Source organism: Enterobacter cloacae complex sp. SHL018, assembly GCF_049237905.1.
In the GTDB taxonomy this organism is placed as follows: Bacteria; Pseudomonadota; Gammaproteobacteria; order Enterobacterales; family Enterobacteriaceae; genus Enterobacter; species Enterobacter hormaechei_C.
Window position 1 is genome coordinate 165,865 of sequence record NZ_JBMKJE010000006.1, and the last position, 22,957, is coordinate 188,821.

Sequence of the window (22,957 nt, forward strand, 5' to 3'; positions counted from 1 at the left end):
GGTGCTGACCGATCCCCGCTTTACGGCTGAAGTTGAAATCACCGTTCCGTTCCACGATGTCGATATGATGGGCGTGGTGTGGCACGGCAACTACTTCCGCTACTTTGAGATTGCCCGCGAAGCGCTGCTCAACCAGTTTGATTACGGCTATCGCCAGATGAAAGCGTCCGGCTACGTCTGGCCGGTGGTGGATACCCGGGTGAAATACCGCGACGCGGTGACCTTCGAGCAGCGCATTCGCGTCCGCGCCCACATTGAAGAGGTTGAAAACCGTCTGCGCATCGCCTATCAAATCTTCGACGCGCAAACCGGGAAACGCACCACCACCGGCTACACCATTCAGGTGGCGGTGGAAGAAGCAAGCCGGGAGATGTGCTTTGTCAGCCCGGCCATTCTGTTCGAACGCATGGGGATCGCGCCATGAAATGGATAACGCTACTCGCGCTGCTGGTAAGCCCGCTGGTGAACGCGATCACGCTGGATGAACTGCAACAGCGGTTTGCGGAGCAACCAGTGGTACGCGCACACTTCGAACAGATCCGCACGATCAAGGATATGCCTCAGCCCCTGCGCTCGCAGGGGGAGATGCTGATCGCCCGTGACAATGGCCTGCTGTGGGATCAAAAAGCGCCGTTCCCGATGACGCTACTGCTGGATGACAAACGGATGGTGCAGATCGTCAACGGTCAGTCGCCGCAGACCATTACCGCCGACACTAACCCGCAGATGTTCCAGTTCAACCATCTGCTGCGGGCGCTGTTCCAGGCCGACCGCAAGGTGCTGGAAGAGAACTTCCGCGTCGATTTCAAAGACCTGGGCGAAGGCCGCTGGTCGCTGGTGCTGACGCCCGTCACCACGCCGCTGGACAAGATTTTCTCCACCCTTGATTTGAAGGGCGCGATCTATCTGGAATCCATTCGCCTGAACGATAAGCAGGGCGACACGACGGATATCGCCCTCTCCCGCCACCAACTGACGCCCGCCCGCCTGACCGATGCAGAACGCCAGCGCTTTGCCGCACCGTAACGCCCTGCGCCCGGCGCTGCTGTGGGTCGCGGTATGCCTGATCCTGCTGGGCGTGCTGCTGTCGCTGCTGCCCGGCGCGCGGCTGAACAGCAGCGTGCTCGCCATGCTGCCGAAACAGACGCTCGGCGCGATCCCTCCCGCTCTCAACGACGGATTTATGCAGCGCCTCGACCGCCAGCTCATCTGGCTGGTCAGCCCCGGCAAACAGCCGGACCCGCGCGTGGCGCAGCAGTGGTTAACCCTGCTGCAACGCAGCCAGGCGCTGAGTGTCGTAAAAGGTCCGCTGGATGCCGCCGGGCAACAGGCCTGGGGAGATTTCTTCTGGCAACACCGCAATGGCCTGGTCGATCCGGCCACCCGCGCCCGCCTGCAAAACGGCGGTCAAGCACAGGCCCAGTGGATCCTGTCCCAGCTCTACTCCGCCTTTTCCGGCGTGAGCGGCAAGGAGCTGCAAAACGATCCGCTGATGCTGATGCGCGGCGCGCAGCTCGCGCTGGCGAAAAACAGCCAGAAGATGCAGCTGATGGACGGCTGGCTGGTGACAAAAGATGCGGCCGGGAACTACTGGTATCTGCTGCACGGCGAGCTGGCGGGCTCATCGTTTGATATGCAGCAAACCCACCAGCTGGTGACCACCCTTAACGCGTTGCAGCAGACGCTGAAAAGCCAGTATCCACAGGCGCAGCTGCTCTCGCGCGGGACGGTGTTCTACAGCGATTACGCCAGCCAGCAGGCTAAAAACGATATTTCCACGCTTGGCGTCGCCACGGTGCTCGGGGTGATCCTGCTGATTGTGTCGGTGTTTCGCTCCGTGCGTCCGCTGCTGCTGAGCCTGCTCTCCATTGCCATCGGCGCGCTGGCGGGGACGGTCGTGACGCTGCTGCTGTTCGGTGAACTGCACCTGATGACGCTGGTGATGAGCATGAGCATCATCGGCATCTCGGCGGACTATACGATTTACTACCTCACGGAGCGGATGGTGCACGGCGCGGAACACTCGCCCTGGCAAAGCCTGGCGAAAGTACGTAACGCGCTGCTGCTGGCGCTGCTGACCACCGTCGTGGCGTATCTCTTCATGATGCTGGCCCCCTTCCCCGGCATTCGTCAGATGGCGGTGTTCGCCGCCGCAGGGCTGAGCGCCTCGTGCCTGACGGTAATGTTCTGGCATCCGTGGCTGTGCCGGGGCATGCCGGTCCGCCCGGTCCCCCTGAGAGGGATGATGCAGCGCTGGCTGAACGCCTGGCGCGACGGTAAAGCCCTCTCTGTCGGTCTGCCGGTAGCGCTGGCGCTGCTCTCCGCCATCGGGATCGCCAGCCTGCGGGTGGATGACGATATCGCCCGGCTTCAGGCGCTGCCGCAGGACATTCTGGCGCAGGAAAAAACCATCACCGCCCTGACCGGGCAAAATGTCGATCAGAAGTGGTTCGTGGTATACGGCGCGTCGGCTCAGGAAACGCTGGAGCGGCTGGAGGCGTTTACCCCGGCGCTGGCGCAGGCGCAAAAAACCGGTGAATTAACCCGCTGGCGCACCCTGCCGCTGAACTCGCTGGCGCGGCAGAACAGCGATTTGCATCTTCTGCGTAACGCCGCGCCGACGGTGATGAAAATGCTGCAAAGCACGGGGCTGAAGACCAGTGAACCGAACCTGAACGCCATGCCTGTCAGCGTGGAGGCGTGGCTCGCCAGCCCGGCCAGCGAGGGCTGGCGTTTGCTGTGGCTGACGCTGCCGGACGGCAAAAGCGGTGTGCTGGTCCCGGTCGATGGCGTCAGGAACAGCGCCGCGCTCGGCGAGCTGGCCGCCCGCCATCCCGGGGTCGTCTGGGTTGACCGTAAGGCCAGCTTCGACAACCTGTTTGCGCTTTACCGCTCGCTGCTGACGGGGCTGCTGGGCGTGGCGCTGGCGGTGATTGCCTGCGGCGCGATGCTACGCCTCGGCTGGCGAAAAGGGCTGGTGGCGCTGGTACCGTCCGTGCTGTCGCTGGGCGGCGGGCTGGCGGCGCTGGCCGTGACGGGCCATCCGGTGAACCTGTTTTCCCTGCTGGCGCTGGTGCTGGTCCTCGGCATTGGCATTAACTACACGCTGTTTTTCAGCAACCCGCGCGGCACGCCGCTGACCTCCATGCTGGCGATTACCCTCGCCATGATGACTACCCTGCTGACGCTGGGGATGCTGGTGTTCAGCACCACTCAGGCCATCAGCAGCTTTGGCATTGTGCTGGTGAGCGGTATCTTCACCGCGTTCCTGCTCGCCCCGCTGGCGATGCCGTCTAACAAAGAGAACTTACCATGACCCGTTTCATTCGCCTGGCGGCAGTGATGCTGGCCCTGCTGCTGGCGGGGTGTAGCCATACGACGAACCGCGATGATGCACGCCCTCAGGCCTGGCTCCAGCCCGGCACCCGCGTCACGCTGCCCCCGCCGGGCATCACGCCTGCCATCCGCGCGCAGCAGTTGCTTACCGGCAGTTTTAAAGGCCAGACCCAGTCGCTGCTGGTAATGCTTAACGCCGATGAAAATAAAGTGACGCTTGCCGGCCTCTCCTCCGTCGGGATCCGCCTGTTCCTCGCCACCTACGACGACACCGGGATCCACACCGAGCAGTCGGTTGTGATGCCGCAGCTGCCGCCCGCCAGCCAGGTGCTGGCCGACGTGATGCTGAGCCACTGGCCGCTCAGCGCCTGGCAGCCGCAGTTGCCGAAAGGCTGGACGCTGAACGATACTGACACCAGACGCGAACTGCGCAACCCCGATGGCAAACTGGTCACGGAAATTGTCTACCTGAACCGTAACGGCAGGCGCGAACCGATTAGCATTGTGCAGCACGCTTTTCACTACCACATCACCATTCAATATCTGGGTGACTGAGATGATTTACCTTTCTGCCGTTGGCATGGTCAACGCACTCGGCAACTCGGCTGATGAAATAGCGGCGAACCTGATCGCTGGTGTGGCCCCCGGGATGCGCCAGCGTGCAGGCTGGCTACAGGGCTTACCCGAGGCCGTGCTGGGGGGCGTGGAGGGTGAACTTCCCCCTGTCCCCGGGTCTTTTTCTGCGCATCGCAGCCGCAACAACCAACTGCTGCTGGCGGCGCTGGCGCAAATCCGGCCCGCCGTCGATGCGGCCATTGCGCGCGTGGGGCGCGACCGCGTGGCGGTTGTTCTGGGCACCAGCACCTCCGGGCTGGACGAGGGTGATGAGTACGTGCGCCGCGCGCAGAACGGCGAGAGCAGCCCGCAGTGGCAATATCCGCAGCAGGAGCTGGGCGATCCGTCGCGCTTTCTCGCCCGCTGGCTTGCGCTGGACGGCCCGGCGTATACCATCTCAACCGCCTGCTCCTCCAGCGCGCGGGCGATCGTCAGCGGTCGTCGTCTGATTGACGCCGGGCTGGTGGACGTCGCCATCGTCGGCGGGGCCGACAGCCTGAGCCGCATGCCGGTCAACGGCTTCAACAGCCTGGAGTCCTTCTCCCCAACCCTGTGCGAACCGTTTGGCCGCCACCGTCGGGGGATCACCATTGGCGAAGCGGCGGCACTGATGGTGCTGACCCGCGAGCCGGGCGAGGTTGCGCTCCTGGGCGCGGGGGAATCCAGCGATGCGTACCATATTTCCGCCCCGCATCCGCAGGGGGAAGGGGCGATCCGCGCCATCAACCAGGCGCTGAACGAGGCGGGCATGACGGCGGCGGACGTCGGCTATATCAACCTGCACGGCACCGCCACGCCGCTGAACGATCGCATTGAGGCGCAGGTGATCCACGATCTCTTTGGCGACCGCGTGCCGTGCAGCTCCACGAAACATCTTACCGGCCACACGCTGGGCGCCGCGGGGATCACCGAGGCCGCCCTGAGCTGGCTGATCCTGACCCGAGACCTGCCGCTGCCGCCGCAGGATTTTTCCCGCTACGCACCAGACGACACCCTGCCCGCCTTCGGCCTGCTGCACCAGAGCGCACCGCTGAATAAACCGGCGATCCTGTCAAACTCCTTCGCGTTTGGCGGCAACAACGCCAGCCTTCTGCTGGGGAGGGTATGATGCGCTACTTACGTCCCGGGGATTATCTTCCTCACGACACGCCGATGCTGCTGCTTGAGAGCGTGGAAAACGTCACCGATGACCGCGCCGTTTGCAGCGTGACGGTGAACGATCGGGGCGTTCTGGCTCCGTTCCTGGACGCGGACGGCAACCTGCCTGGCTGGTTTGCGCTGGAGCTGATGGCCCAGACCGTGGGCGTCTGGTCTGAATGGCACCGGATGCAAAAAGGGCTGCCGCACTGTGCGCTGGGCATGGTGCTGGGCGCGCGCGAGCTGGTGTGCGACGCAGGGCATTTTGCCGCAGGCTGCACGCTGACCATCACCATCGAACGTCTGATGCAGGATGAACGCTTTGGCAGCTTCGAGTGCACCATTCATGCGGATAGTGTCTCCCTCGCCACGGGCCGCGTGAACACCTTCCAGCCGAGCGAGGAAGAATTAACCACACTTTTCAACCAGGGAACACCATCATGAGATCCGTACTGGTCACCGGCGCCAGCAAAGGCATTGGCCGCGCTATCGCCCTTCAGCTTGCGGCGGACGGTTTCACCGTCGGCGTGCATTACCATCGTGATGAAGCGGGCGCGCAGGAGACGCTGGAAGCGATTGTCCAGGCAGGCGGCGCGGGCCGTTTACTCACCTTCGACGTGGGCAACCGCGAGCAGTGCCGCACGGTGCTGGAACAGGAGATCGCTGACCACGGCGCGTGGTATGGCGTGGTCAGTAACGCCGGTATTACCCGCGACGGTGCTTTTCCGGCGCTCAGCGACGATGACTGGGACAGCGTGATCCACACCAATCTCGACAGTTTTTATAACGTCATTCATCCCTGCATTATGCCGATGATCGGCACCCGCAAGGGCGGGCGGATCATCACCCTGTCGTCGGTGTCAGGCATTATGGGCAACCGTGGGCAGGTGAACTACAGCGCGGCGAAAGCCGGGATCATCGGCGCCACCAAAGCGCTCGCCACCGAGCTGGCAAAACGCAAAATCACCGTCAACTGCATCGCGCCGGGGCTGATCGATACCGGCATGATCGAGATGGACGAAGCTGCGCTGCACGCGGCGATGTCGATGATCCCGATGCAGCGTATGGGCCAGGCCGAGGAGGTCGCCGGGCTGGCGAGTTACCTGATGTCGGATAAAGCAGGCTATGTGACGCGTCAGGTGATTTCGATTAACGGAGGCATGCTATGACCCGCCGGGTAGTGATTACGGGCATGGGCGGCGTCACCGCGTTCGGCGAGGACTGGCCGACCATCTCGCGCCGTCTGCGCGAGTATGAAAATGCGGTGCGTACCATGACGGAGTGGCAGGCGTATGACGGCCTGCAAACCCTGCTCGCCGCGCCGATTGAAGACTTCACTCTCCCCGCTCACTATACCCGTAAGCGCATTCGCGCCATGGGCCGGGTGTCGCTGCTCTCTACCCGCGCCACCGAGCTGGCGCTGGAGCAGGCGGGACTGATCGACGACGCGGTGCTGACCAACGGTCAGACCGGCATCGCCTACGGCTCGTCGACCGGCAGCACCGGGCCGGTCAGCGAGTTCGCCTCCATGCTCACCGAAAAGCACACCCACAACATCACCGGCACCACCTACGTGCAGATGATGCCGCACACCACGGCGGTGAATACCGGGTTGTTCTTTGGCCTGCGCGGACGGGTGATCCCCACCTCGAGCGCCTGTACCTCTGGCAGCCAGGCGATTGGCTACGCCTGGGAAGCGATTCGTCACGGCTACCAGACGGTGATGGTGGCAGGCGGCGCGGAAGAGCTGTGCCCGTCGGAAGCGGCGGTTTTCGATACCCTGTTTGCCACCAGCCAGCGTAACGACGCGCCAAAAACCACGCCGTCGCCGTTTGACGTTCAGCGCGATGGCCTGGTGATTGGCGAAGGGGCGGGCACGCTGGTGCTGGAAGCGCTGGATCACGCCAGAGCCCGCGGGGCGACAATCTATGGCGAGATCGTGGGCTTTGCCACCAACTGCGATGCGGCGCACATCACCCAGCCCCAGCGTGAAACCATGCAGGTGTGTATGGCGCAGTCGCTGGCGATGGCGGGCCTTGGCCCTCAGGAGATTGGCTACATTTCTGCCCATGGCACGGCAACCGATCGCGGGGACATCGCCGAGAGTCAGGCGACCGCCGCCATTTTCGGCGACAGCGTGCCCATCTCATCCTTAAAGAGTTATTTCGGCCATACCCTGGGCGCCTGCGGCGCGCTGGAAGCCTTGCTGAGTCTGCACATGATGCGGGAGGGCTGGTTCACGCCAACGCTCAATTTAAGACAACCGGATGAGCAATGCGGCGCTTTAGATTATATTATGGGGGAAACCCGCCCGATTGATTGCGAATTTATTCAGAGCAATAACTTTGCCTTTGGCGGCATCAATACCTCGATAATCATTAAACGCTGGGCGTAACTATGTACCAGTTTGTACTGGGAAAGATCTCCACCCTTAGCGCGGACCCGCTGGCGTCAACGCTCGCAGACATGGCACCTCAGGGTGCACGACACGCTTCCTGGCTTGCAGGCCGGACGCTGCTCGCCAGAACCTTATCCCCCTCACCGCTTCCCGAGATAATTTACGGCGAGCAGGGAAAACCGGCCTTCGCTAACGGCCATCCTCTGTGGTTTAACCTGAGCCACAGCGGGGACGACATTGCCCTGCTGATGAGCGATGAAGGTGAAGTGGGCTGCGATATCGAAGTGATCCGCCCGCGGGAGAACTGGCAGGCGCTGGCGAATGCCGTTTTCAGCCTCACCGAACATGACGAGCTGGAACGTGAAGCGCCGGAAGAGCAGCTTTCCGCATTCTGGCGCATCTGGACGCGCAAAGAGGCAATCGTCAAACAGCGTGGCGGCAGCGCGTGGCAGATTGTCAGTATTGACAGCACCGCCCAGACCCTCCCGGTCAGTCAGCTACGCTTCGGCTCGCTGAGCCTGGCGGTCTGTACCACTACGCCTTTCACCTTAACGGCGGAAGCGGTTACTTACTCCGGTATTTCTGCGGCATAAAAATGACCAGCACACCGAGTATAATCAAGCCGACGCCCGCCAGCCCGCGCCAGGAAAAGTATTCTCCCCAGCCGGGCAGTAAAATTGCAGCACTCCACACCAGGATGTAACTGAGGCTCAGCAAGGCATACGCTTTGCTGAGCGCCATACGATGCAATGCCAGATACCAGCAGCCCATTGAGGCGCAATAGCCTGTCAGCCCCAGCATCAGCGCGCCCGTATCGGGGGCTATATGCCAGAGGGCTGCCCAGAAAGCGTCGCTCATCGGGGGCAGCGTCACCATCGCATGACGCAGCAGCAGCTGCGCCACGCTGACTAACACTACGCTGCATAACGCCCAACACGCACCGTTCACAGGCTTCCTCCCAGCAAAATAACCCCGACGATAATCAACCCGACGCCCAGCCAGTGACGTAGCGGGACAGGCTCATGCCAGACGATTTTTGCCGCCAGCGTTACCCAGACAAAGTTAAGGCTCAGCATGGGGTACGCCACCCCGACGGGCAGATGCTGCAATACCACCAGCCAGGCAACCATCCCGCCACCCAGCATCAGCAGGGCCAGCCCAAGCCACAGGGCGACCTGCTGACCGCCGCCTGCCCGGGTCGCCTGTTTCTGGCACAGTTGACCTGCGCAGCTCAACAGGCTTGCCAGCACCAGCCAGATCCAGGCCATCACTGCGGCAGATATTGCAGGTAAGCCAGACGCCCCTGAATCGTCAGGTTGTCCGGTTTTGGCAGCCCGGCGCGGGCCAGGTCGTCGTTTTTCGACAGCAGGATCACCAGCGACACCGGTCCCTGCTGACGATGCGCTTCAAGCCAGTGCGCGATATCATCTTTGCTCACAAAACGCCCCTTAGCGTCCGGATAATCCAGGCCGTATTTCAGCTCACCGCTCTGCCCATACAAAATGATGTCATTACGCTGAAGCTCCCACGCCAGCCCGGAGGCTATACCAACGTTGTTCGCCAGGACGAATTTACTCATCTGCAATGGCTCACGAACGGAATCCACCAGCGACTGCGGCTGTTTGGAATCCACTACCCGGTCCGGGATCGCAAAACCCACCAGCAGGGCCAGTCCGGCAGGGCAAAGCGCCGCCAGCCACCAGCGCTGCGGATTTTTAAGGGTAAACCAGCCCACCGAGGCCCAGACCAGAAACGCCACCACGGCACAGAAGACTTTGTACAATTCGACCGGTGTCCAGACCGGATGTTTAGCAAGCCCCCATGGCGATACCACCAGCGCCGCCAGCATGCCAAGCACGCCAAACGCGATATTGATCCCACCGTTAATACGTAACGCTTTTTCGGCGACGGTGCAGGCGTAGCGCGCCATCAGGATCGCCAGCGGCGCAAAGCACGGCAGGATATAGGTCGGTAGCTTGCCTTTGGCGATGCTGAAGAACAGCAGCGGCATCACTATCCAGCCCAGCAGATAAAGCCCCGCCCTCTCGTTTTCTCTGTCTCGCCATCCCAGGCGCAGCGAGCCCGGCAGCATCGCCAGCCACGGCAGACTTCCCGCGATGAGGAACGGCAGATAGTACCAGAACGGCGCTTTATGCTGGGCATCGCTCCGGGCAAAGCGCTGGATATGCTCCACCCAGAAGAAGTAACGCCAGAAATCGGGTTCACGCTGAGCGATTGCCAGCCCCCAGGGCAGGACGATAAGTACGCAGCTGAGGATCGCCAGCCAGCCGAAAACCAGCACCTCCTTCCAGCGTCGTTGCGCAATCACCCACGGCAGCACGCCAATCACCGGTACCGCCAGCGCCAGGAAGCCTTTGGTCATGACGCCCATGCCGCAGGCCAGCCCCAGCAGAATGTAGCCCCCCGCTTTTCCGGCTATCGTTTTCGCCTGCGAAGCCAGCCAGAAGCTGCACATAGCCGCCACCAGCCAGAGGGTGATAATGGGATCCAGCACGGCGTAGGTGCCGATGCCATAGACCAGGAACAGGGTTAAGAAGATCAGGCCGGAGAAGATCGCCACCCGCTTATCCTGCCAGAGACGCCAGGCCAGCCAGATCACCAGCAGCGCCGTCAGCCCGGTGCAGAATATCGCCCCCGCGCGAACGGCAAAATTGGTGTGTCCAAATAGCCATTGCCCGATGCTGTTCACCCAGTAACCGGCAATGGGTTTTTCAAAGTAACGCAGCCCGAGGAAATGCGGGACCACCCAATCGCCGGAGGCCAGCATTTCGCGGCTGATTTCCGCATAGCGCGTCTCATCTGGCTGCCATAACAGGCGAAGGTTGACCGGAAGGAGGTAGTAAACGACAAACAGGGCGAGAAGCGTCAGGCCATAGCGGGCTGTTTTCATAGTGCCGGGCTCACGGTTTGTTGATAGCCAAGCCAGCCTTCCCGGCCAGCCATTTCACGACGGACGATTTTTCCCAGGGGCAGCGTGCCAGGATCCTCCGGCAACAGCTGGCTTAACGGGCAGAACTGAATGCCCTCCTGCGCCGCCAGCGCAAGCAACGCGTCAAAATCCTGCTGATACGCAATGCCTTCCACTTCGGCATGGATGGTATAAACCGGCGTACCGGCATCGCGGTGCATCGCATCCAGAATGTAACGGTTGAACCTGTCGGCACTCACCTCGCGCCCGACCACTTCATCCCACGTCGGAAGGGTGACCGGAATCTGCACCGTGCCGGTTCGGTTTTCCCCCAGCAGCGGTAAAAACGGTCCGGTGCCCCGGCAATCGCTGTTGTAGCGAAAGGCAAAGCGCTCTTTGGCCTTCACCACGCGCTGGTCGGCCCGCCATCCCGCCACGGCGGAACAGCGCACAGGCTGGCCGGTAATGGCTTCCAGCTCCAGCACGCCGCGCTCAACCTCACGCGCCAGGCGGGGGATATCCCACACGCCCGCCCAGGCCTGCCAGGCATGGTGATCCCAGGCGTGCAGCCCCACTTCATGATGCTGCGCGGCCTTGCAGATGATCGTTTCATTTTCCGCGCCGATGCGCCTGCCGGGCCATGCGGTTCCGGCCAGCAGGATATCCCAGCCGTAGAGCGATGCCGCGCGCGAGCGCAGCATTTTGTACAGAAAGGCCGGTTTAACCAGGCGCCACAGGTGACGCCCCATATTGTCTGGCCCGACGCTGAAGAAAAGCGTCGCGCGCACGTTGTGTTTGCTCAGCAACTCCAGCAGCCGCGGCACACCCTCGCGCGTGCCGCGAAAGGTGTCGACGTCAATGCGTAAACCGACCTTTTTCATGATGCCTGTTCCGACAGCTCCACGGTGCGCAGGAAGAAGTCGAGCGTTTCATCAATGGTCTGCTCCATCTTCACCGTCGGCGTCCAGTTCAGGCAGCGCTTCGCATTGCGGATGCTCGGCTTGCGGTGCTCAACGTCCTGATAACCCTTGCCGTAGTAGCTGCTGCTCTCCACTTCGCGGAAACCGGCAAACGGCGGGAACTGGCTGCGCAGCGGGTGACGTTCAAAGCTTGCCAGCAGCATTTCCGCCAGCTCGCGGATGCTCGCTTCGTTGTCCGGGTTACCGATGTTGATGATCTCTCCGTTACAGCGGCCGTCTTTGTTTTCGATGATGCGGAACAGCGCTTCAATACCGTCGCTGATATCGGTGAAGCAACGTTTCTGTTTGCCACCTTCAATCAGCTTAATGGGCGAACCTTCCACCAGGTTGAGGATCAGCTGGGTGATAGCGCGGGAGCTGCCGATACGCGCGGCGTTCAGGTTGTCCAGGCGCGGCCCCATCCAGTTAAACGGGCGGAACAGGGTAAAGCGTAGCCCCTCTTTCTCACCGTATGCCCAGATCACGCGGTCCAGCAGCTGTTTGGAGACGGAGTAGATCCAGCGCTGCTTGTTAATCGGCCCGACCACCAGACTGGAGGTGTCTTCATCGAAGTTATTGTCGGTACACATGCCGTACACTTCCGACGTCGACGGGAAGATGATGCGCTTATCGTATTTCACGCAGTCGCGGATAATCTTCAGGTTCTCTTCGAAATCGAGTTCGAACACGCGCAGCGGGTTACGGGTGTATTCAATCGGGGTGGCAATCGCCACCAGCGGCAGCACCACGTCACATTTTTTGATGTGGTACTCGATCCATTCGGAATGGATGCTGATGTCCCCTTCAACGAAGTGGAAACGGGGATTAGTGAGGAATCGACCGATCGCATCGGATCCGATATCGAGACCGTAGATCTCGTAATTGTCGTCTTCCAGCAGCCGTTCGGTCAGATGGTTACCGATAAACCCGTTCACGCCGAGGATTAAGACGCGCGTGCGGCGTTTGATCGCCACCACCGGCGCGCTGGTGATCAGCGCCCCCGCCACCAGCCCAAGAGACTGCGCCAGCTGCGCCCCCTGCACGTACAGCCCGTTATCCGTTTGTCCTGTGACGATCTCCAGCGCCTGCTCGCCGCAGCTCACAATCAGCGGAGAGACGGAGATGACGGTGCCCGGTTTTGCCGCCGGAATGTCCTCACGCACGCGGGATTTCCAGACGATAAATTTACTGACCCCGGCGAAGCTGTACGCGCCCGGCCACGGGTCGGTCACGGCGCGCACCAGGTTATGCAGCTGACGCGCCGGTTTCGCCCAGTCCAGTCGCCCGTCCTCCGGCGTGCGGCGACCAAAACTGCTTGCCTTGCTTTCGTCCTGCACGGTTTCGGTAAAAGTCCCCTGACGGATCGTCGGCAGCGCGTCGCGAAGCAGGCTTTGCGCGGCGATGCAGAGCTTGTGGTGCAGCTCCAGCGCCGTTTCATCAGCGCCAATGCCCACTTTCAGCTGTGCCACGATACCGCCCGCATCGGCACGGCGTACCATTTTGTGCAGCGTTACGCCGGTTTCCATTTCACCGTTAACCAGCGCCCAGTTCAGCGGCGCACGGCCACGGTAGGCAGGCAGCAGCGAGCCGTGCAGGTTAAATGCGCCTTTTGTCGCCACGCTCAGGATGTCGTCGCAAAGCAGATTGCGGTAGTAGAAAGAGAAAATCACGTCCGGCGCAAGCTTCTGAATACGATCCACCCACAGCGGATGGTTCACATCGTCCGGGGCGTAAACCGGAATACCGTGTTCAGCCGCAATACGCGCCACCGAGCCGAAGAAGTGGTTTTCCCCGGCAACATCCGGATGGGTGAAGATGACGGTAATGTCGAAGCCTGCGTCCAGCAAGACTTGCGTGCCCGTGCACCCCATATCGTGATAGGCAAAGACGACGGTTTTCATGGGTGGTTTTCCTCTTGAGATGCCAGGTGCTCCTGACGGACAACACGTTGAATAAAATAGCGCGGACGCGCGCGAACATCGTTGTAAATACGGCCAATGTACTCACCCAGCAGACCCATACCGATGAACTGGGCGCCAATGAACGTGAACAGCACGGCAAACAGCATAAAGACCCCTTCCGCCGCCCACTGGGGACCAAAGACCAGCCGCAGAACGACCAGCAGAACGGAAAGCGCAAACCCGGCCAGCGCGATAACGCTGCCGAACACGCTCAGCAGGCGCAGCGGCGTGGTGGTCAGGCAGGTGATCAGGTCGTACATCAGGTTGATGAGACGCATAAAGCTGTACTTTGACTCCCCGTGCTCGCGCTCGGCGTGCAGCACCGGGATCTCCGTCGCTTTACGGGCAAAGATGTTCGCCAGAATCGGAATGAAGGTGCTGCGCTCATGGCAGTGCAACATGGCGTCGACGATGTGGCGGCGATAGGCGCGCAGCATGCAGCCGTAGTCGCCCATCGCTTTACCGGTGGTGCGCTGGATCAGACGGTTGATGGTGCGAGACGCCAGCTTACGGAACAGGCTGTCCTGGCGGTTTTGCCGCACGGTGCCGACCACGTCGTAGCCTTCGTCGGCTTTGGCGACCAGACGCGGGATCTCTTCCGGCGGGTTTTGCAGATCAGCATCCAGGGTAATCACCAGATCGCCCGTAACGTGGCTGAACCCGGCCATAATTGCCGAGTGCTGGCCGTAGTTACGGTTGAGCAGTACGGCAACAATGTGGCTGCCCTCCGCTTGCGCGGCGTCGGTCAGCATCCGCGCGGAGTCGTCGCTGCTGCCGTCGTCAACCAGCAGAATTTCATAAGCTTTGCCGAGCGTCTCGCAGGCGGCAGTCGTGCGGCGGATGAGTTCCGGCAGGCTCTCCTGCTCGTTATAGACCGGGATCACCACGGAAACTTTTTGTACAGGCGGCGCACTGAACATATCAATGTCCTGCAAGCTGATGGAGCGCGGTAATGACGCGGGTTGTGTCGTCATGGGTCATGTCCGGGAAAAGAGGGAGAGAACAAATACGCGCGCTGTTCCATTCAGAGTTCGGAAGCGACACATCAGGGAAACGCTCGCGGTAGTATTTTTGCGTATGTGCCGCACGGAAATGCAGGCCCGTACCGATGCCCTGCTCCTTCAGCGCGGCCATCAGGGCATCACGCGAGAGGCCGCACCGGGCCTCATCCACGCGAATGATAAACAGGTGCCAGGCGTGCAGATGCGGCCAGGACGGAATGCACAGCGGCTGGAAAGGGGTATCCGAGAGTTCAAGCAGGTAGCGGTCGGCAATGTCGCGACGGCGCCTGTTGGCTTCGCCCAGCTTGCCGAGCTGCACCAGCGCCAGCGCGGCGTTGATATCCGCGAGGTTGTATTTAAAACCCGGGGTGATGACCTCGGCCTGCGGCGCGCGGCCATGGGTCTGGCGGTTATAGGCATCAACGCCCAGACCGTGGAACTTCAGGCTACGGATGTTTTGCGCCAGCTGCTCGTCATCCGTCACCACCAGCCCACCTTCGGCGCAGGTCATGTTTTTGATGGCATGGAAGGAGAAAATTGCGGTGCCCCGCCAGCCCACATGACGGCTGTGGTAGTACGTTCCGGCGGCATGGGCCGCGTCTTCAATGACAGGAATACCGTGACGTTCACCGACGGCGCGGATGGCGTCAATATCGCACGGCGCACCCGCATAATGAACCGGCACAATGGCTTTGGTGCGAGGCGTAACGGCGGCGTCGACCGCTTCAGGCGTCACCATCAGCGTGTCTCTGTCGACGTCGATCATCACCGGTATGGCACCCAGCAGCACGATCATATTCAGCGTCGATACCCAGGTCAGGGAGGGCGTAATCACCTCATCGCCGGGACCAATCCCCATCGCCATCAGGGTGACGTGCATCCCCGCCGTGGCAGAGGAGACGGCAATCGCATGACGGTTTCCCGTCAGCGTACAGAACGCCTCTTCAAGCATCTGATTTTTCGGCCCGGTGGTGATCCAGCCGGAGGTTACTACCTCCTGTACCGCGGCGATTTCCTCCGCGCCCATTGAGGGCCGGGAAAAAGGCAAAAAATCACGCATTATTAATTTCCTTGAGTTATGCATGGCAACTTTTTGATATTAACCAAATGCCGATTCGTTTATTTCAACGAACCATAAACTCATCTCAAGGTAACGTTCATTTCTTAGGGAAAAATTAAGATGGTGATAAAAAGGAGGGGTGAATTTATATAAATTCATTATTAAACAATAGTTTAAGTAATTATGAATTATTTATTATGTGATTCCGCTCACCGTATTAAAGTCAATTATCTAAACCAAACATCAACAAATAAAAAAATCCCCGACCATTTCCAATAAATATGAAATGAGTCGGGAACTTTTCTTTTTAGTTAATTGTCGCGCTTATTTTAAATTATCAGGAAAGTTTTTTGGCAACTCGCTGGCCGCGCACGCAATAACGCTGTCGTCATTCGCACCGCAGTCGCGCACGAAGGTGATGGTGGCAAATTCATCAATCACTTCGGTTGGATACGCTGGCCCGGCATCACGGTAGCTATTCATCAGTGGAATGTGATCGTTCTGGAAGCAGACGGTTTTTTCCGGATTATTCATGACCCAGCGCGGGAAGAAGATGGTGCCGTGGAACAGGCTGTCTCCCAGGTTCACGATCAGGCTCACGTCGGTACCGGTTGGCTCCGTCCAGGAAATTTTATAGATGCTCTCCCCAACACGAACAATGTAGGCCTGCTGATCTTTCACCCAACGGTTGCCCACCAGACCGCTGTGAATACGGTAGTCCAGGGTGTTTTCGTTTTTAACGTAAATTTCGTAGTTCCAGCCATTATCGTAGGTATATACCAGATGTTTGCCGACGAAGCCGCTTAAATCATGTTTATCGAAGGTGCTCATACGATGTCTCCTTTGTTTTGATGAGACGATCTTATTCCTTCAAAAAACGAATGAATAACGCTATGTTTGAATCAAATTCATCCAAAATTTAGATTAATTATGCACAAGACGACGCTCGAACAGTGGGCCTTGCTGGAGAGAGTCATCGAGGCTGGCAGCTTCGCTAAGGCGGCGGAAGAGACCCACCGCAGCCAGTCCTCGGTCAGCTATAACCTGTCGCTGTTGCAGGAGCGGCTGGGCGTGGCGCTCCTGATGACAGAGGGACGGCGTGCCGTGCTGACACCGGCGGGTGAGCTGTTGCTGAATCAGGTTAAACCGCTGCTGAAAGCCTTCGCCTATGTTGAAACGCGCGCTGCGACCCTGCGCAGCGGGATGCGAACCCGTATCGACCTGATGGTAGACAGTATTTTTCCGCGCAGCCGGCTGTTCGCGATTTTGCGCCAGTTTCAGCAGCTGTACCCGCAAACGCAGGTGCGGCTTACCGAGGTGCTGGAAAACAGCCGCGCGGATGCGCTCAATGATGAAGCCGACGTGATGGTCTTAACCCGCCGCCAGGACATTACCGGCCTGGGCGAATGGCTGATGAATATCGATTTTGTTGCCGTCGCGCATCACGCTCACCCGCTGTTTGCGCTGGATACACCGCTTAACGACGAGATGCTACGACCGTGGCCGCGCATTCAGATCGCAGACAGCCAGCCAACCGCTCACCCCACCGGGGAGTCGTGGACCTTCTCCACCATCGATGCCGCGATCGAAGCGGTGATGTATCAGGTTGGATACGGCTGGTTACCGGAAGAACGCATTCAGACCCCGCTCCAGCAGGGCATCCTTAAAACGCTGCCGCTCAGCCACGGCGTACGTCGCGCCACGCCGCTGCACCTCATCGTCAAACGCTCCCTCAGCCCGCTGGACGAGCAGGTTGAGACGCTGTTGCGCCTTTTTAAACAGGAGCCGTCATCGTCAACTGCTACGCTTTAAGTTTTGAACCATAAGATGACAAGGAGCGAATGATGAAAATTGATTTAACGGGGAAAGTAGCGCTGGTGACCGCGTCCACCGGCGGTATTGGGTTTGCCATCGCCCGCGGGCTGGCGGAGAGCGGTGCGGAAGTGATCGTGAACGGGCGCAGCGTCGACTCGGTGAACAAAGGCATTCAGGCGCTACAGCAGGTGGTGCCGGGCGTACAGGTCCGTGCTGCCATAGCCGATCTGAGCTCGCAGGAGGGCGTTGACGAACTGCTCAGGGTTGCCACGCACGTCGATATTCTGGTGAATAACGCCGGGATCTATGGCCAGCAGGATTTTTATTCCACCGACGACGAGACCTGGGAACGCTACTGGCAGACCAACGTGATGTCCGGCGTGCGCCTTTCTCGTGCCCTGCTGCCCGGCATGGTACAAAAGGGCTGGGGTCGCGTGGTGTTTATCTCGTCGGAATCGGCATGCAATATTCCTGCGGATATGATCCACTATGGCGTGACAAAAACCGCCCAGCTCTCGCTGGCGCGCGGTCTGGCGAAGTTCGTGGCAGGCAGTGGCGTGACGGTGAACAGCGTGCTGCCGGGCCCGACAATGTCGGACGGTTTTGCCGCGATGATGAAAGACGAGATCGAAAGAACCGGTAAATCGCTGGAACAGCTGGCGAAAGAGTTCGTGATGGCGAATCGCCCCAGCTCGGTGATCCAGCGCGCCGCCACGGTGGAAGAAGTGGCGAATATGGTGGTGTATGTCTGTTCCATGCAGGCCTCCGCGACTTCCGGCGCGGCGCTGCGCGTTGACGGCGGCGTGGTGGATGACATTGTTTGACCCGTCAGGCCACAGGTTCAGGAAAAAATGCGACCTGATATAAGGACTGTGAAGGTAAAGCAGGTAAACTAGTGAACAGAATGTGTATTTCAGCTAAGACGTATTTATGACCAATATGATTGCCGACGAAGCCGTGGCGAAGTCCAGCGTGCTCTCTGTCTTTGACTTTGATGGTACGTTGACGCACCACGACAGTTTTATCCCGTTCCTGCGCTTTGCCTTTGGCAAGCGCTACTTTGCTGGCCGACTGGTGCGCATGGCCCTGCCTACGCTGCACTGTGTGCGCCGCAAGCTGACGCGAGATGAGCTGAAAGAGGTGTTGATCAAAACCTTCCTGACGGGGGTGGATGAGCACTGGTTACGTCAGCAGGCGGAAGCCTTCTGTGAAAAATACTGGAACAAGCTGATGCGCCCGGAAGGTGTGCTGGCCGTCGCCAACGAGGTCAATTCCGGTGCGGAAGTGACGATTTGCTCTGCTTCCCCGGCGCTGGTATTGCAGCCGTGGGCCGATAAGCTCGGCATTAAGCTGATTGGCACGCAGCTGGAAGTGAAAGACGGCAAGCTGACCGGGCGGATCACCGGCCACAACTGCCGTTGTGCCCAGAAGGTGGCGAGGCTGGAGAAGGTGTATGGGGATTTGAACGCGTATCACCTGCGCGCCTGGGGCGACACGCGTGGCGACCACGAGTTGCTGGCGGCGGCGCAGGATCCACACTGGCGGCATTTTCATCATCCGAGCAAGCGCCGAAATTCACCAATTAAGGGTTAGGTGCGGCCCGGTGCCCTCACCCCGGCCCTCTCCCACAGGGAGAGGGAGAAAAGCGGTACATCAGGCCTCACGTTTTCCCGGGAACATCACGCTCGCAATAATCCCCAGCGCCAGTACCCCCAGCACCACAAACAGGCTTGCCGTGGCGCCGATGTTATAACCGTGATGCCAGAAGTGGTCGGTCGCATTCAGCCCCAGCTTGAACGCCACGAAGAACAGCAGTAACACTACCGCTTTCTCCAGATGCACCAGATACTGCTTCAGCGCTTCCAGCACGAAGTAGAGGGTACGCAGGCCGAGGATCGCGAACATCATGGCGCTGTAGATGATCAGCGGCTCACGGCTGACGGCGATGATTGCGGGTACGGAATCGAAGGCGAACATCACGTCGGACAGCTCCATCACCGCGACGCAGAGCAGCAGCGGCGTCGCGTAGCGCTTCGCCTTCTTCACGCGGCCTACCATCACATCCTTGTTTTCAGGTTTCTCCAGTTCGGCATCCACCTCTTTCTGGGTCAGGATAAACGCATGGCTGCTGATTTTTGGCCACACCGGGTAGAAGCGTTTCACCAGGCGGTACGCCAGATGGTTGGAGTAATCTTCTACTTCATCGCTCTCTTCATTGCGTTTCAGCATCATCACCGCCGTCCAGCCGACGACCAGCGCAAAAATGACCTCAACATACGGTCCCAGGCTCAGCAGGCTGGTGCCAATGGCAACAAAAATACCGCGGAACACAATCGCCCCGAGTACGCCCCAGTAGAGCACGCGGTGACGATATCTATCCGGCACGCCAAACCAGGCGAAGATCGCCATCATCACAAACAGGTTGTCGACGGAGAGCACCTCTTCCAGCGCATAGCCGGTCAGGAACAGACTGGCCATCTCCGCGCCGTGGTGCACGTATAAGAATCCGGCGAAGGCCATCGCCATCATGACCCAGAAGATGGACCACATGACCGCGCTTTTCAACGAGATCGGTTTATCGTGACGGTGCATGAAGAGGTCGATAAACATCGCCCCAACGGCCATCACCACGAAGACAACAACGGTTTCCGTCGGGAAACCGAGATGAGCAGCAGACATAGACAACCCTTTTAAGAAGACAAAACACCATGCACACAATAAAAAGCGTGGACCCGATAAGGACGCAGCACGCTAAAAAAATAAATATTAACCGTTCTTTTCAGCGAGTGCCTGCGCGCATGCCCAGGCACTCGCCCACGCCCACTGGAAGTTATACCCGCCGAGCCAGCCGGTCACGTCCATCACTTCACCAATGAAATAAAGACCCGGCACGTTGCGGGCTTCCATCGTGCGGGATGAGAGTTCGTTTGTATCCACGCCGCCCAGCGTCACTTCCGCCGTGCGGTAGCCTTCGGTGCCGTTTGGCTGTACGCGCCAGTTCGTCAGCGTCTCCACCAGCGTTTCCTGCTCGCGGCTGTTGAGCTGCTTGAGCGCGACATCCGGAATTTGCCCTAACACCTGCAAGCACTCCACGAGACGCTTCGGCAGCTGCATCGCCAGGGTATTTTTCAGGCTTTGATTCGGGTGCGCGGCGCGTTGCTCGTTGAGGAAGGCGTCCAGATCGCAGTCCGGCACCAGGTTTACGGAGACAAACTCCCCCGGCTGCCAGTAGCTGGAGATCTGCAATACCGCCGGGCCCGAGAGTCCGCGATGGGTAAAGAGCAGATTTTCGCGGAACACCGTGCCGTCTTCGGCCGTAATGACCGACGGCACAGACACGCCGGAGAGCGTCTGAAGCTGTTCCAGCAGGGGCTTATGCAGCGTGAACGGTACCAGCCCGGCGCGGGTGGGCAGTACCTTCAGGCCAAACTGCTCGGCGATTTTATAGCCGAACGGTGAGGCGCCCAGACCCGGCATCGAGAGGCCGCCGCTGGCGATCACCAGGTTATCGGCGCTGACGGTTTCACCGTTGAGTTGCAGCGTGTAGCCCTGCTCGTCACGGGCGACGTCCAGCACTTCGGTGCGCAGGCGCATAACTATGCCGCCTTTCTCGCACTCGGCCACCAGCATATCGACAATTTGCTGCGCGGAGTCGTCGCAGAACAGCTGCCCCAGCGTCTTCTCATGCCACGCGATACCGTGTTTACCCACCAGCTCGATAAAATCCCACTGGGTGTAGCGCGCCAGCGCAGATTTGCAAAAATGACGGTTCTGGCTCAAATAGGCCGCAGGCTCGACATAAAGATTAGTAAAGTTGCATCGCCCGCCGCCAGACATAAGGATCTTGCGGCCAGGCTTTTTTCCGTTATCCAGCAGCAGCACGCGACGACCCGCTTGTCCGGCCATCGCCGCACAAAACATACCCGCCGCACCGGCGCCAATTACTACGGCATCAAACCTTTCCACGTCAAAATCCTCTTCGTTAACTGCCGCGGATTGTAAAGTTTCCTCAGTGGTCGCACCAGCGTAAAAAGATATTACAAAGCCATTTCATTGATATTTAAAGATTATCCTTTCAGGCACATTTCTCAAATCAGGTGGTATGTCAAAAAAAGTCTATATTTCACTTTGCCCGTTGCGCATTTGTCCTGGATAATGCGCCGCGTTCATGTCCTCAAAATGGCGTAACGTCCTATGCTACATTTGTTTGCCGGCCTGGATTTACATACCGGGCTTTTATTATTGCTTGCTCTGGTTTTTGTGCTGTTTTACGAAGCGATCAACGGCTTCCACGACACTGCAAACGCAGTAGCAACGGTTATCTACACTCGCGCAATGCGATCGCAGCTTGCGGTCGTTATGGCGGCGGTATTTAACTTTTTTGGTGTCCTCCTGGGCGGACTGAGCGTTGCGTATGCCATTGTGCATATGCTGCCAACGGATCTGCTGCTTAACGTGAGTTCCGGTCATGGCCTGGCCATGGTGTTTTCAATGCTGCTTGCTGCGATTATCTGGAACCTCGGTACCTGGTATTTCGGCCTGCCGGCATCCAGCTCTCACACCCTCATCGGCGCGATTATCGGTATCGGGTTAACCAATGCCCTGATGACCGGGACCTCCGTCGTTGATGCGCTGAACATCCCGAAAGTTATCGGCATTTTCGGCTCTCTGATCATCTCCCCTATCGTCGGTCTGGTGGTGGCGGGTGGCTTGATTTTCATCCTGCGTCGCTACTGGAGCAACACGAAAAAACGTGCGCGTATCCATCTGACGCCAGCAGAGCGTGAGAAGAAAGACGGCAAGAAAAAGCCGCCGTTCTGGACGCGTATCGCGCTGATCATTTCCGCTATCGGCGTCGCCTTCTCTCATGGCGCGAACGATGGTCAGAAAGGTATCGGCCTGGTGATGCTGGTTCTGATTGGCGTCGCACCGGCGGGCTTCGTGGTTAACATGAACGCCTCCGGTTACGAAATCACCCGTACCCGTGATGCGGTAAACAACGTTGAGACTTACTTCCAGCAGCATCCTGATTTGCTGAAGAAAGCGACCGGCGTGGACCAGCTGATTCCTTCTCCGGAGTCAGGCGCAACGACGGCACCGGGCGAGTTCCATTGCCATCCGGCAAACGCGATTAACGCGCTGGAACGTGCGAAAGGTATGCTGGCCGATATCGAAAGCTATGACAAACTGGCTGTTGAACAGCGTGGTCAACTGCGTCGCATCATGCTCTGTATCTCCGACGTGACGGATAAAGTCGCGAAGCTGCCAGAGGTTAATGCTGACGACCAACGTCTGCTGAAGAAACTGAAAGGCGATATGCTCAACACCATTGAGTACGCGCCAATCTGGATCATCATGGCGGTCGCGCTGGCGCTGGGTATCGGTACGATGATTGGCTGGCGTCGTGTGGCGACCACCATCGGTGAGAAGATCGGTAAGAAAGGCATGACCTATGCGCAGGGTATGTCCGCGCAGATGACGGCAGCGGTATCTATCGGTCTGGCGAGCTACACCGGTATGCCAGTCTCCACCACCCACGTACTCTCTTCGTCCGTGGCAGGTACCATGATTGTTGACGGCGGCGGTTTGCAGCGTAAAACCGTGACCAACATTCTGATGGCCTGGGTGTTCACCCTCCCGGCGTCCATCCTGCTGTCTGGCGGTCTGTACTGGATTTCGCTGAAGCTGATTTAATCGGCTGAAGGCGACAAAAAAGCGGGTCAGGAAACTGGCCCGCTTTTTTTAT

The 22,957-nt window shown here is 59.3% G+C and carries 23 protein-coding genes; 13 read left to right on the forward strand and 10 right to left on the reverse strand.

Features of this window, described 5'->3' with window-relative positions:
- The first annotated feature begins 1 nt into the window (after window position 1).
- Genes ACOTY5_RS20215 through acpT form a run of 9 tightly spaced genes read left to right on the forward strand, consistent with a single transcriptional unit; the run spans window position 2 to window position 8,079 of the window.
- Window positions 2-424, forward strand: a complete 423-nt coding sequence (locus ACOTY5_RS20215; protein WP_006812302.1) for an acyl-CoA thioesterase — start codon at window positions 2-4, stop codon at window positions 422-424.
- Window positions 421-1,026 (forward strand): outer membrane lipoprotein carrier protein LolA, encoded by a 606-nt coding sequence (locus ACOTY5_RS20220; RefSeq protein WP_023295558.1) that lies wholly within the window; start codon window positions 421-423, stop codon window positions 1,024-1,026. The genes ACOTY5_RS20215 and ACOTY5_RS20220 overlap by 4 nt, the downstream gene beginning before the upstream one ends.
- Entirely contained in the window at window positions 995-3,316 is a 2,322-nt protein-coding gene (locus ACOTY5_RS20225) for an MMPL family transporter (protein WP_047731211.1), read from the forward strand. The genes ACOTY5_RS20220 and ACOTY5_RS20225 overlap by 32 nt, the downstream gene beginning before the upstream one ends.
- Window positions 3,313-3,891: a DUF3261 domain-containing protein gene (locus ACOTY5_RS20230; RefSeq protein WP_045142173.1), complete on the forward strand. Its 579-nt coding sequence runs from the start codon at window positions 3,313-3,315 to the stop codon at window positions 3,889-3,891. Before ACOTY5_RS20225 ends, ACOTY5_RS20230 begins: the two co-directional genes overlap by 4 nt.
- A gap of 1 nt (window position 3,892) precedes the next feature.
- On the forward strand, window positions 3,893-5,059 hold the full coding sequence (locus ACOTY5_RS20235) for a beta-ketoacyl-[acyl-carrier-protein] synthase family protein (RefSeq protein ID WP_023304573.1): 1,167 nt from the start codon (window positions 3,893-3,895) through the stop codon (window positions 5,057-5,059).
- Window positions 5,059-5,532 carry a 3-hydroxy-fatty acyl-ACP dehydratase gene (locus ACOTY5_RS20240; protein WP_045142206.1) on the forward strand — a complete coding sequence of 158 codons (474 nt, stop codon included), beginning with the start codon at window positions 5,059-5,061 and terminating at the stop codon, window positions 5,530-5,532. Before ACOTY5_RS20235 ends, ACOTY5_RS20240 begins: the two co-directional genes overlap by 1 nt.
- Window positions 5,526-6,257, forward strand: coding sequence for a 3-ketoacyl-ACP reductase FabG2 (locus tag ACOTY5_RS20245; protein WP_026094333.1), 732 nt, complete (start codon window positions 5,526-5,528; stop codon window positions 6,255-6,257). The genes ACOTY5_RS20240 and ACOTY5_RS20245 overlap by 7 nt, the downstream gene beginning before the upstream one ends.
- Window positions 6,254-7,483 (forward strand): beta-ketoacyl-ACP synthase, encoded by a 1,230-nt coding sequence (locus tag ACOTY5_RS20250; RefSeq protein WP_017384107.1) that lies wholly within the window; start codon window positions 6,254-6,256, stop codon window positions 7,481-7,483. The genes ACOTY5_RS20245 and ACOTY5_RS20250 overlap by 4 nt, the downstream gene beginning before the upstream one ends.
- Window positions 7,484-7,485: 2 nt before the next feature.
- Window positions 7,486-8,079, forward strand: coding sequence for a 4'-phosphopantetheinyl transferase AcpT (acpT, locus tag ACOTY5_RS20255; protein ID WP_045142172.1), 594 nt, complete (start codon window positions 7,486-7,488; stop codon window positions 8,077-8,079).
- Here the strand turns inward: acpT and arnF are convergent.
- From arnF to ACOTY5_RS20295, 8 genes are all read right to left on the reverse strand, one after another.
- Window positions 8,051-8,434: a 4-amino-4-deoxy-L-arabinose-phosphoundecaprenol flippase subunit ArnF gene (arnF, locus tag ACOTY5_RS20260; RefSeq protein ID WP_045142171.1), complete on the reverse strand. Its 384-nt coding sequence runs from the start codon at window positions 8,432-8,434 to the stop codon at window positions 8,051-8,053. The genes acpT and arnF overlap by 29 nt on opposite strands.
- Window positions 8,431-8,754: a 4-amino-4-deoxy-L-arabinose-phosphoundecaprenol flippase subunit ArnE gene (gene arnE, locus ACOTY5_RS20265; RefSeq protein ID WP_015571497.1), complete on the reverse strand. Its 324-nt coding sequence runs from the start codon at window positions 8,752-8,754 to the stop codon at window positions 8,431-8,433. Before arnE ends, arnF begins: the two co-directional genes overlap by 4 nt.
- Window positions 8,754-10,397, reverse strand: coding sequence for a lipid IV(A) 4-amino-4-deoxy-L-arabinosyltransferase (arnT, locus tag ACOTY5_RS20270; RefSeq protein ID WP_015571498.1), 1,644 nt, complete (start codon window positions 10,395-10,397; stop codon window positions 8,754-8,756). The genes arnE and arnT overlap by 1 nt, the downstream gene beginning before the upstream one ends.
- The gene (gene arnD, locus ACOTY5_RS20275) at window positions 10,394-11,296 is read right to left on the reverse strand and encodes a 4-deoxy-4-formamido-L-arabinose-phosphoundecaprenol deformylase (RefSeq protein WP_045142170.1); all 903 of its coding nucleotides are present in this window, start codon (window positions 11,294-11,296) and stop codon (window positions 10,394-10,396) included. Before arnD ends, arnT begins: the two co-directional genes overlap by 4 nt.
- On the reverse strand, window positions 11,293-13,275 hold the full coding sequence (gene arnA / locus ACOTY5_RS20280) for a bifunctional UDP-4-amino-4-deoxy-L-arabinose formyltransferase/UDP-glucuronic acid oxidase ArnA (RefSeq protein WP_045142169.1): 1,983 nt from the start codon (window positions 13,273-13,275) through the stop codon (window positions 11,293-11,295). The genes arnD and arnA overlap by 4 nt, the downstream gene beginning before the upstream one ends.
- A complete protein-coding gene (arnC, locus tag ACOTY5_RS20285) occupies window positions 13,272-14,255 on the reverse strand; it encodes an undecaprenyl-phosphate 4-deoxy-4-formamido-L-arabinose transferase (RefSeq protein WP_045142168.1) in 984 nt (327 codons plus the stop codon). Before arnC ends, arnA begins: the two co-directional genes overlap by 4 nt.
- A gap of 1 nt (window position 14,256) precedes the next feature.
- Window positions 14,257-15,396: a UDP-4-amino-4-deoxy-L-arabinose aminotransferase gene (arnB, locus tag ACOTY5_RS20290; RefSeq protein ID WP_045142167.1), complete on the reverse strand. Its 1,140-nt coding sequence runs from the start codon at window positions 15,394-15,396 to the stop codon at window positions 14,257-14,259.
- Between the two features lie 324 nt (window positions 15,397-15,720).
- Window positions 15,721-16,227 carry a phenolic acid decarboxylase gene (locus ACOTY5_RS20295; protein WP_017384099.1) on the reverse strand — a complete coding sequence of 169 codons (507 nt, stop codon included), beginning with the start codon at window positions 16,225-16,227 and terminating at the stop codon, window positions 15,721-15,723.
- Between the two features lie 99 nt (window positions 16,228-16,326).
- Here ACOTY5_RS20295 and ACOTY5_RS20300 point away from each other — a divergent pair, with 99 nt between their 5' ends.
- The 3 genes from ACOTY5_RS20300 to ACOTY5_RS20310 all read left to right on the forward strand — a co-directional run bounded on the left by ACOTY5_RS20300 (window position 16,327) and on the right by ACOTY5_RS20310 (window position 18,804).
- Window positions 16,327-17,208 (forward strand): LysR family transcriptional regulator, encoded by an 882-nt coding sequence (locus ACOTY5_RS20300; RefSeq protein ID WP_032649778.1) that lies wholly within the window; start codon window positions 16,327-16,329, stop codon window positions 17,206-17,208.
- A 32-nt stretch (window positions 17,209-17,240) separates the two neighbouring features.
- Complete coding sequence (locus ACOTY5_RS20305) at window positions 17,241-18,035, forward strand: SDR family NAD(P)-dependent oxidoreductase (RefSeq protein WP_032649780.1); 795 nt, start codon at window positions 17,241-17,243, stop codon at window positions 18,033-18,035.
- A gap of 106 nt (window positions 18,036-18,141) precedes the next feature.
- Window positions 18,142-18,804: an HAD family hydrolase gene (locus ACOTY5_RS20310; RefSeq protein ID WP_003861228.1), complete on the forward strand. Its 663-nt coding sequence runs from the start codon at window positions 18,142-18,144 to the stop codon at window positions 18,802-18,804.
- A gap of 60 nt (window positions 18,805-18,864) precedes the next feature.
- On the opposite strand, the gene ACOTY5_RS20315 is transcribed toward ACOTY5_RS20310, so the two are convergent.
- The gene (locus ACOTY5_RS20315; RefSeq protein WP_045142165.1) at window positions 18,865-19,890 is read right to left on the reverse strand and encodes a TerC/Alx family metal homeostasis membrane protein; all 1,026 of its coding nucleotides are present in this window, start codon (window positions 19,888-19,890) and stop codon (window positions 18,865-18,867) included.
- 87 nt (window positions 19,891-19,977) lie between these two features.
- A complete protein-coding gene (locus ACOTY5_RS20320; RefSeq protein ID WP_126497470.1) occupies window positions 19,978-21,177 on the reverse strand; it encodes an NAD(P)/FAD-dependent oxidoreductase in 1,200 nt (399 codons plus the stop codon).
- A 228-nt stretch (window positions 21,178-21,405) separates the two neighbouring features.
- Between ACOTY5_RS20320 and pitA the strand changes: the two genes are divergently transcribed.
- Window positions 21,406-22,905 (forward strand): inorganic phosphate transporter PitA, encoded by a 1,500-nt coding sequence (pitA, locus tag ACOTY5_RS20325; protein ID WP_017384176.1) that lies wholly within the window; start codon window positions 21,406-21,408, stop codon window positions 22,903-22,905.
- Window positions 22,906-22,957 lie beyond the last annotated feature (52 nt).

What these genes read in the sequence shown, in the direction of transcription:
- ACOTY5_RS20220 (WP_023295558.1), top strand. Translation starts at nt 421, where the DNA reads ATGAAATGGATAACGCTACTCGCGCTGCTGGTAAGCCCGCTGGTGAAC.
- ACOTY5_RS20225 (WP_047731211.1), top strand. Translation starts at nt 995, where the DNA reads ATGCAGAACGCCAGCGCTTTGCCGCACCGTAACGCCCTGCGCCCGGCG.
- ACOTY5_RS20230 (WP_045142173.1), top strand. Translation starts at nt 3,313, where the DNA reads ATGACCCGTTTCATTCGCCTGGCGGCAGTGATGCTGGCCCTGCTGCTG.
- ACOTY5_RS20235 (WP_023304573.1), top strand. Translation starts at nt 3,893, where the DNA reads ATGATTTACCTTTCTGCCGTTGGCATGGTCAACGCACTCGGCAACTCG.
- ACOTY5_RS20240 (WP_045142206.1), top strand. Translation starts at nt 5,059, where the DNA reads ATGCGCTACTTACGTCCCGGGGATTATCTTCCTCACGACACGCCGATG.
- ACOTY5_RS20250 (WP_017384107.1), top strand. Translation starts at nt 6,254, where the DNA reads ATGACCCGCCGGGTAGTGATTACGGGCATGGGCGGCGTCACCGCGTTC.
- acpT (WP_045142172.1), top strand. Translation starts at nt 7,486, where the DNA reads ATGTACCAGTTTGTACTGGGAAAGATCTCCACCCTTAGCGCGGACCCG.
- arnE (WP_015571497.1), bottom strand. Translation starts at nt 8,754, where the DNA reads ATGGCCTGGATCTGGCTGGTGCTGGCAAGCCTGTTGAGCTGCGCAGGT.
- arnT (WP_015571498.1), bottom strand. Translation starts at nt 10,397, where the DNA reads ATGAAAACAGCCCGCTATGGCCTGACGCTTCTCGCCCTGTTTGTCGTT.
- arnD (WP_045142170.1), bottom strand. Translation starts at nt 11,296, where the DNA reads ATGAAAAAGGTCGGTTTACGCATTGACGTCGACACCTTTCGCGGCACG.
- arnA (WP_045142169.1), bottom strand. Translation starts at nt 13,275, where the DNA reads ATGAAAACCGTCGTCTTTGCCTATCACGATATGGGGTGCACGGGCACG.
- arnC (WP_045142168.1), bottom strand. Translation starts at nt 14,255, where the DNA reads ATGTTCAGTGCGCCGCCTGTACAAAAAGTTTCCGTGGTGATCCCGGTC.
- arnB (WP_045142167.1), bottom strand. Translation starts at nt 15,396, where the DNA reads ATGCGTGATTTTTTGCCTTTTTCCCGGCCCTCAATGGGCGCGGAGGAA.
- ACOTY5_RS20295 (WP_017384099.1), bottom strand. Translation starts at nt 16,227, where the DNA reads ATGAGCACCTTCGATAAACATGATTTAAGCGGCTTCGTCGGCAAACAT.
- ACOTY5_RS20300 (WP_032649778.1), top strand. Translation starts at nt 16,327, where the DNA reads ATGCACAAGACGACGCTCGAACAGTGGGCCTTGCTGGAGAGAGTCATC.
- ACOTY5_RS20305 (WP_032649780.1), top strand. Translation starts at nt 17,241, where the DNA reads ATGAAAATTGATTTAACGGGGAAAGTAGCGCTGGTGACCGCGTCCACC.
- ACOTY5_RS20310 (WP_003861228.1), top strand. Translation starts at nt 18,142, where the DNA reads ATGACCAATATGATTGCCGACGAAGCCGTGGCGAAGTCCAGCGTGCTC.
- ACOTY5_RS20315 (WP_045142165.1), bottom strand. Translation starts at nt 19,890, where the DNA reads ATGTCTGCTGCTCATCTCGGTTTCCCGACGGAAACCGTTGTTGTCTTC.
- pitA (WP_017384176.1), top strand. Translation starts at nt 21,406, where the DNA reads ATGCTACATTTGTTTGCCGGCCTGGATTTACATACCGGGCTTTTATTA.